The organism is Candidatus Caldatribacterium sp. (assembly GCA_014359405.1).
GTDB classification, from domain to species: domain Bacteria; phylum Atribacterota; class Atribacteria; order Atribacterales; family Caldatribacteriaceae; genus Caldatribacterium; species Caldatribacterium oleiphilum.
The window spans coordinates 1-7,159 of sequence record JACIZN010000099.1; the positions used below are offsets into that span (position 1 = coordinate 1).

General features: G+C 56.5%; 11 protein-coding genes. 9 read left to right on the forward strand and 2 right to left on the reverse strand.

Annotation, left to right across the window (positions count from 1 at the left end; genetic code table 11):
- The 9 genes from H5U36_07900 to H5U36_07940 form a co-directional block, all read left to right on the forward strand.
- Positions 1 to 273 (forward strand): transposase (locus H5U36_07900; GenBank protein ID MBC7218044.1); only part of this gene is annotated, 273 nt, incomplete at its 5' end.
- Positions 274 to 410: 137 nt separating this feature from the next.
- Complete coding sequence (pdhA, locus tag H5U36_07905; protein ID MBC7218045.1) at positions 411 to 1,364, forward strand: pyruvate dehydrogenase (acetyl-transferring) E1 component subunit alpha; 954 nt, start codon at positions 411 to 413, stop codon at positions 1,362 to 1,364.
- Positions 1,357 to 2,340 carry an alpha-ketoacid dehydrogenase subunit beta gene (locus tag H5U36_07910; protein ID MBC7218046.1) on the forward strand — a complete coding sequence of 328 codons (984 nt, stop codon included), beginning with the start codon at positions 1,357 to 1,359 and terminating at the stop codon, positions 2,338 to 2,340. Before pdhA ends, H5U36_07910 begins: the two co-directional genes overlap by 8 nt.
- Positions 2,341 to 2,509: 169 nt before the next feature.
- Positions 2,510 to 3,001 carry a bifunctional nuclease family protein gene (locus H5U36_07915; GenBank protein MBC7218047.1) on the forward strand — a complete coding sequence of 164 codons (492 nt, stop codon included), beginning with the start codon at positions 2,510 to 2,512 and terminating at the stop codon, positions 2,999 to 3,001.
- Positions 2,967 to 3,479, forward strand: coding sequence for a TIGR00725 family protein (locus H5U36_07920; protein ID MBC7218048.1), 513 nt, complete (start codon positions 2,967 to 2,969; stop codon positions 3,477 to 3,479). The genes H5U36_07915 and H5U36_07920 overlap by 35 nt, the downstream gene beginning before the upstream one ends.
- Positions 3,476 to 3,832, forward strand: a complete 357-nt coding sequence (locus H5U36_07925) for an Asp23/Gls24 family envelope stress response protein (GenBank protein MBC7218049.1) — start codon at positions 3,476 to 3,478, stop codon at positions 3,830 to 3,832. The genes H5U36_07920 and H5U36_07925 overlap by 4 nt, the downstream gene beginning before the upstream one ends.
- A 7-nt stretch (positions 3,833 to 3,839) precedes the next feature.
- The gene (locus H5U36_07930; GenBank protein MBC7218050.1) at positions 3,840 to 4,019 is read left to right on the forward strand and encodes a hypothetical protein; all 180 of its coding nucleotides are present in this window, start codon (positions 3,840 to 3,842) and stop codon (positions 4,017 to 4,019) included.
- Entirely contained in the window at positions 4,020 to 4,862 is an 843-nt protein-coding gene (rsmA, locus tag H5U36_07935; GenBank protein ID MBC7218051.1) for a ribosomal RNA small subunit methyltransferase A, read from the forward strand.
- Positions 4,813 to 6,039, forward strand: a complete 1,227-nt coding sequence (locus tag H5U36_07940; GenBank protein MBC7218052.1) for an ROK family transcriptional regulator — start codon at positions 4,813 to 4,815, stop codon at positions 6,037 to 6,039. Before rsmA ends, H5U36_07940 begins: the two co-directional genes overlap by 50 nt.
- Here the strand turns inward: H5U36_07940 and H5U36_07945 are convergent.
- On the reverse strand, positions 6,036 to 6,389 hold the full coding sequence (locus tag H5U36_07945; protein MBC7218053.1) for a NusG domain II-containing protein: 354 nt from the start codon (positions 6,387 to 6,389) through the stop codon (positions 6,036 to 6,038). The two genes, H5U36_07940 and H5U36_07945, sit on opposite strands and share 4 nt — an antisense overlap.
- Positions 6,367 to 7,011, reverse strand: coding sequence for a redox-sensing transcriptional repressor Rex (locus tag H5U36_07950; GenBank protein MBC7218054.1), 645 nt, complete (start codon positions 7,009 to 7,011; stop codon positions 6,367 to 6,369). Before H5U36_07950 ends, H5U36_07945 begins: the two co-directional genes overlap by 23 nt.
- Positions 7,012 to 7,159 lie beyond the last annotated feature (148 nt).

Below are 7,159 nucleotides of genomic sequence, written 5' to 3' on the forward strand. Positions count from 1 at the left end.
CAAGTAGATGGAGGGAGTGAGTTCTATGGGGAGTTTGAGGAGGCCTGCAGAGAATATGGCATTGAGCTCTTCGTCCTTCCTCCCCGTTCCCCCAAACTCAATGGGGTGGTGGAACGGTTGAACCGGACCTTCCGGGAAGAGTTCTGGGCTTACTACGATGATGCTGTTGATCTCAAGACCATGAGGGACCACCTCAAGAGGTGGACGGAAGAGGTGTATAATCGAAGAAGACCTCATTGGAGTTTAGGGAGAGGACTCCCTGGGAGTACCTGAGGGATACTGGAATTGTAGAGTGTCCCACATGATGTGAACCTAAACATCCCCTTGCTTCTTTTCCTTCTTCCGCTATAATCGAAGTGTCGGTTCTTGGTCAAATGCATATGAGAAATTGCTCAAAAGGAGAGAGGTTCATGCTCTCAAGAGAGGACAAGCTCAAAATGTACTCCACAATGCTTCTCATCCGCCGCTTTGAGGAAAAAGCCGAGGAGCTCTACATGGCGGGGAAAATCTGGGGAACATTCCACCTCTACATCGGAGAGGAAGCGGTGGCCACCGGCGCGTGCTTTGCCCTGCGACCCGACGACTACATCACCTCAACCCACCGGGGCCATGGACACTGCATTGCCAAAGGTGCCGACGTCAAGAAAATGATGGCCGAGCTCATGGGGAAAGCCACCGGGTACTGCTACGGCCTTGGGGGTTCCATGCACATTGCTGACCTTGAGGGAGGGAACCTGGGAGCCACAGGAATTGTGGGCTCGGCGATTCCCATTGCCGTCGGGGCAGCTTTAGCCTGCAAACTCCAGAAGAACGGCCGAGTGGTCCTGTGCTTTTTCGGAGACGGAGCGGCAAATACCGGGGCCTTCCACGAGGCGGTGAATATGGCCTCAGTCTTCAAACTCCCCGTGGTCTTTCTCTGCGAGAACAACCAGTACGCCATGTCCTTCCCCGTGCACAAGGCCTTTGCCATTCCCGACATTGCTGAGCGGGCACGGGGGTACGGTATCCCGGGAGTGACTGTTGACGGCATGGATGTCCTTGCGGTGTACGAGGCAACGAAAGAAGCCGTTGAGCGAGCCCGTTCAGGCCTTGGCCCAACACTTATTGAGGCCCGAACGTACCGTTTCAAGGGGCATTCCAAAAGCGACAAGGGGGTCTACCGGACAAAAGAGGAGGTCCAGATGTGGATGGAGCGCTGCCCTATCAAACGTCTGCGGGCACTCCTCATTGAAGAAGGTGTGCCGGAAGAAGCCCTGAGGGAAATTGAAAAGAAAGTCGAGGAGACAATCGAAGAGGCGGTACGCTTTGCCGAGGAAAGTCCCGAACCGGATCTTGAGAGAGCAAGGTGCATGGTCTATGCCTGAGCGAGAAGTAACCTATGCCGAGGCCATAAGGGAAGCCCTTCGAGAGGAGATGCGGAGGGACCCTTCCGTTTTCCTCATCGGAGAGGACATCGGGGTGTACGGAGGAGCCTTTGGGGTAACCCAGGGGCTTTTGGCGGAGTTCGGGGAAGAACGGGTCATCGATACCCCTATTTCTGAAGCGGCCATCGTTGGCGCCGCCATAGGAGCGGCGCTCCTTGGTATGCGTCCGGTGGCGGAAATCATGTTCTTCGACTTCATGACCCTCTGCGCAGACCAGGTTGTGAACCAGGCGGCAAAAATCCGCTTCATGTTCGGGGGAAAGGCAAAAGTCTCCATTGTGGTCCGTTCCCCCGCAGGTTCAGGAACAGGAGCCGCCGGGCACCACTCGGGAAGCCTTGAGTCCTGGTTTACCCAAATCCCGGGGCTCAAGGTGGTCGCTCCGGCAACTCCCTATGACGCAAAAGGTCTTTTGAAAAGCGCCATCCGCGACGATAACCCTGTAATCTTCATGGAGCACAAGCTCCTCTACCGGACGAAAGGCCCGGTTCCCGAGGAAGAGTACACCGTTCCTCTTGGCATTGGCGAGGTAAAGCGGAAAGGGAAAGACCTCACCATCGTCGCCTACTCCATCATGGTACTACGGAGCCTTGAGGCGGCGGAAATCCTTGCCAGGGAAGGCATTGAAGTTGAGGTTGTGGATCCGAGAACCCTCCGTCCCCTTGATGAGGAAACCATCCTCTCTTCGGTTCGGAAAACGAATCGCGTCCTTGTGGTGTACGAACCCCCTCGCTTTGGCGCTTTCGGAGCAGAAATTGCAGCACTCATTTCCGAAAAGGCCTTCGACTACCTTGATGCTCCTGTGGTGCGTCTTGGAGGCCTTGAGATGCCCCCACCCTACAATCCACATCTTGAGCGGCGTATCGTTCCCCAGGTTGAGGACATCGTCAAGGCCGCCCGGGAACTCCTCAGATCCTGAAACGCCCAAGGTTTTCCTTGAGCCTCTCGGCCATGGCCAAGACGTCCTGGACAGTGCCATAGGTTTCCTGCAAAACGGTGCTCTGTGCCCTTTGGCTCTCCAACCTCGGGACTACGTTGAGAAAAATCCGGGCAGGGGTATAATATAGGGGAGAAGGGGCGTGAGCGCCGTGCTGAAGATGAAGGTTCAGGGTCTCATGTTCGACCAGAAAAGCGCCATGGCCGTTGTCATCCTCGTCGACGAGGAAGAAAAACGAAGTCTCCCCATATGGATTGGCCTTTTCGAAGCCCAGGCGATACTCCTTGGTCTCCAGGGAGTGCAAACCCCTCGTCCGCTCACTCACGATCTCATGGCCTCAGTCATCCGGAGCATGGGTGGGGAACTCGAAAAGGTCGTGATCACGAAAATCGTCGACAATACCTTCTATGCCCTCCTCTACCTCAAAATCGACGGCCGGGAGGTTACGGTAGATGCCCGTCCAAGTGACGGCATTGCCCTGTCGCTCCGCATGGGAGCTCCCATCTACATTTCCGAAGAAATCCGCAGCTCCACGACCGTCGCCATGGGAGAAATTGACGACCGAGAGATAGAAGAATTCCGCCAGTTCCTTGAGAACCTGAAGCCCGATGACCTCAGGAAATACCTTGGCTACGAGGCATAAGTGGTACATCGGTGTCCTCGGACAGCACGCTCCAGAGGAACCCGTTCTTTCCTTTGCCTACCGCATTGGGAAAGGCGTTGCCGAGCGAGGCGGTGTGCTCATCTGCGGAGGCCTGGGAGGAGTTATGGAGGCGGCCTGCCGGGGAGCTAAAGAGGCCGGAGGAACCACAATCGGTATCCTTCCAGGATTCTCCCCAGGCGAAGCAAACCCCTTCGTGGACTTTGCCATCGCCACAGGCCTTGGGGAGGTTCGGAATTTCATCATCGTTTCTGCTGCATCTGCCCTCATTGCCTGCGGAGGCCAGGCGGGGACCCTGAGCGAGATTGCCCTTGCCCTTCGAATGGGAAAAATCCTCGCCGGAGTCCGAACCTGGAGCATCGAGGACCACCGGGGCAAGAGAGACTTCTTCCCCTCCTTTTCAGAACCTGAAGAAGCCGTGGAGTACGTCTTCTCCCGGCTCCGGGAAGTGCGGCGATGAGCGAAGGCGGGGCCATCCGCTTGAGCAGCACAACGATTGCCGAAGTCGCTGCCCGAGCCGCCGGGGAAACCCAGGGGGTGTGCAGCGATTTCGAGCACCTCCTCCAAGGTGTCGAGCTCATCCGAGGCGAGGCTCCTCTTCCCCGCGGGGAGAAAATTCCCCTGGATGCGAGGGATCTCACCGTTCGGGTAAAGGTTACCGTCCGTGCAGCAGTCCCTTCGTTCTTTGAAGTCGCCCGACGCGTTCAGGAGAACATCTTTAAAGCCCTGCAGCTTCGGCTCGGCATCGTGCCCCGGAGGGTGGACGTAGAGGTGGAAAACGTGGACTGGATGGAACTTGAGGAAAGGGGGTGAAACACCCTTGTACAATCCAGAGGGGTTATGCCAGGTGTGCCGTCACTGCGATCCCGTCCTGAAGGAGAAGGGCATCTACCGTTGCCTCCTCGGGGAGCAGAAGGAGCGGACGCAGCCGGTGGATCGCTGCGACTACTTCTTCCCGGACCACCTGGCATCGACCGAGAGGAAAGAAAAGGGCGCTTAGGTGGTGCGACGGAAATTTGGGCAGCACTTTCTTGCTGATGCGCAGGTTCTCGAGCGCATCGTAGAAGCGGGGGATCTCTCTTCGTGCGACCTTGTGTTTGAGGTTGGAGTGGGAGAGGGAACCTTAACGGAGAGGCTTGCGCAGAAAGCAGGATGGGTGGTTGGGCTTGAGATCGATTCCTCCCTCCTTGCTCGGGCGAAAGAGCGTCTGAAGAACTTCCCAAACGTAGTCCTCATGGAAGAGGATGTTCTCAGCGTTGATTTCTCTCTCCTCTTTTCCTTTCCTGCAGAGCGTCGGAAGTGCGTTGCCAACCTCCCCTATGGGATTTCCACGCCTTTCTTCTTCCGGTTCCTCACCGCTACTCCCAAAGTCGAGTGGGAACGTTTTGTAGTCATGGTCCAGTACGAGTTTGGAGAGAAGCTCTTGTCCCTTCCTCCCCAGGGAAAGGGAAACCCCCTATCCGTAGCAACGGCGAGGATTTTCTCCGTGGAGCGGCTCCTCGTGGTGCCTCCTTCTTCGTTCCGGCCAAACCCTCGGGTGTACTCAGTGCTCCTTCGGGGGAGGCGAAAGAGCGAGGTCCCGAAGGATTACCCCGAATTTTTGCATTTCGTAACCCAGATTTTCCGCCACCGCCGGAAGACCCTGAGGAACCTCGTTCCCGAGGAGGCCCTCCTCCCAGGAATGGCCAAAAAACGGGCTGAAGACCTTGCCCTCGAGGAGTGGGAGGAGCTCTGGGAAAGGGCCCGTGTTGTCCTTGGAAAGAAGCAGGAATATAATGGAGGAAGGGGTTGCTATGCCAAAGAACACCTGGGTCGGGGACAATCTCACCGATGTCAAGATTAAAAACCGCTCCCTTGTCCTCCAGCTCCTCAAAAAGAAGGGGCCCCTCTCCCGTATCGAGCTTGCCCGTATAACCGGCCTCACCCAGCCTACGATCACGAACATCATCAATGAGCTTTTGGCTTCAAACCTCGTCCAGGAAATTGGGACTTCCGACACGAAAACAGGGCGAAAACCCATCCTTCTTTCGGTGAATGACCGGGCTTTCTACATCATCGCCATAAACTTCACCCGTCAGGGCTTTTCCATTGCGCTCACCGATCTTGGTCCTAACATTCTCTTTCGGCGGGATTCCCACTACAGCCTCCTTGAGGACACGGACATTGCCCTTTTAGAACTCCAGAAAGAGTTCATCCACGTCCTCGAGTACGCCACTCAGTCTCTGAGCCTAATCCTCGGCATTGGAGTGAGCGCCCCAGGACCGGTGGACACCGAATCCTGCACCATCCTCGCCCATCCCACCTTCCTCATCCACCGCAGCCTCGACCTTCGTCGATACCTGCGGGAGTACGACCTCCCCATCTTCATGATGAGCAACGCCGACGCGGCCTGTCTCCACGAGACCTGGTGCGGTAGTGCTCGGGACATTCAGAACATGGTGTACTTCATGGTCGGAGAAAGCGTTGGAGCGGGAATCCTCATCGATGGGAAAATCTATCAGGGGAAACACCGCAAGGCGGGAGAGGTCGGCCACACGAGCGTCAACCTTTTTGGCCCTCGATGCGTGTGTGGCAACTACGGTTGCCTTGAGATGTACTGCAGTACTCAGAAAATCGTCGAAAAGGCAAGAGAAATCGGCTGGTTCGGAGGAGAGCCGTATTTCCGCTCCTTCATCGAGCAGGGCGAGCCTCTAACCTTCCGCCACATCGTGGAAGGAGCAGAGAAAGGCAACGAAGCCTGTCTTGAGCTCCTTCATCAACTCGGCCGCTACATCGGTGTGGGGGTCGTGAACCTTGTGAACCTCTACGACCCTGAGGCAGTGGTGATTGGGGGCGAGGCCTCCCTGGCAAAAGACTTCATTGACCGGCCTATTCGCCAAGTCCTCGAGGAACGCCTTCTCTACCGGGAGTACGTCACCCCAAAAATCCTCTACTCCAAGTGGGGAGAGGACGTAACCCTTCTTGGGGCGGCTTCTTTAGTCCTCGACCACTTTATGGCGGGGGAACTCGGGCGGTTCTAACGCTTCACCCGGATAACCACCCGGTTCGGAATACAGGCGATGAAATCTGTGTCATCGGGTATTTTCCCGGTCTTGATGCAGACCTTGTCCGGGCAGGGCGAAGTCACCACGAAAACCTTACCCTGGCGGATGGCCACAATCGTCACCCCAAGGGGTCCGGAGACGGCAATCTCCTCGTTCCTCTCCGGAGTGACAAGAACCTCCCGCTCTCCTTCGGCACTTTCGATGATTACGGAGAACCGATCCACCACTTGAGTCCCGAAGGGGACGTACCGAAAGAGGAAGAGCATCCCGAGGACAATGCCAACCGCCCCCAAGACGAACCAGTCACTCTTTCGGAAGAGGTACATGGTTCTCCCCTTGCATCTTGTGGAGTAAGAGCAAAAGCCCGCTCTCTAAGCACTCGTTCCGCACCGCCACTCCCTTTGGAACCTGGAGGAGAGCCGAAGAAAAATTCCAGATTCCCTTGATTCCCAGGGCCACGAGAGCATCCGCCACCTCTTGCGCATTGTGTGGGGGAATGGCGAGGATGGCCATTTGAACCCCCAGGCGAGGGATGACTTCCCTGAGCGCCTCTATGGGGTACACCGAAACCCCACCGATTTCCCTCCCCACTTTTTCAGGGTCCTTATCGAAGGCGCAGACGATTCGCACCCCATACTTTGCAAACCCGGGGTAGTTGAGGAGCGCCCGACCGAGGTTTCCCACCCCCACGAGGGCAGCGAGCTTATCTGCCCGAAGGGCAAAGAGCTCCTCAAGGCGACGCACCACCACTGCCACAGGGTACCCTCGCTTCTGGACTCCCCCAATACCCACCATAGCCATGTCCTTGCGGATTTGGGTCTCATCAACCTGGAGGAGCGCAGCGATGTCCTGGCTCCGCAGGTACGTTTCCCCCCGGGCTAAGGCCCGCTCCGCAAGAGAATAGCAGAGAACAAGGCGCTGCACCGTGCTGTGAGGAATCCTACGCAAATTTTCACCCCCTCTTCCAGTGTATTCGCCTTTTCATCTTGTGTCCACCTCTTGTGGATAACAAATTTTCGGACTTTCTTCTCCCTTCTCATATGGGCATTTTTTGCCCCCTGGAGTTATCCACAGCTGTGCACAAGCTGTGGATAAC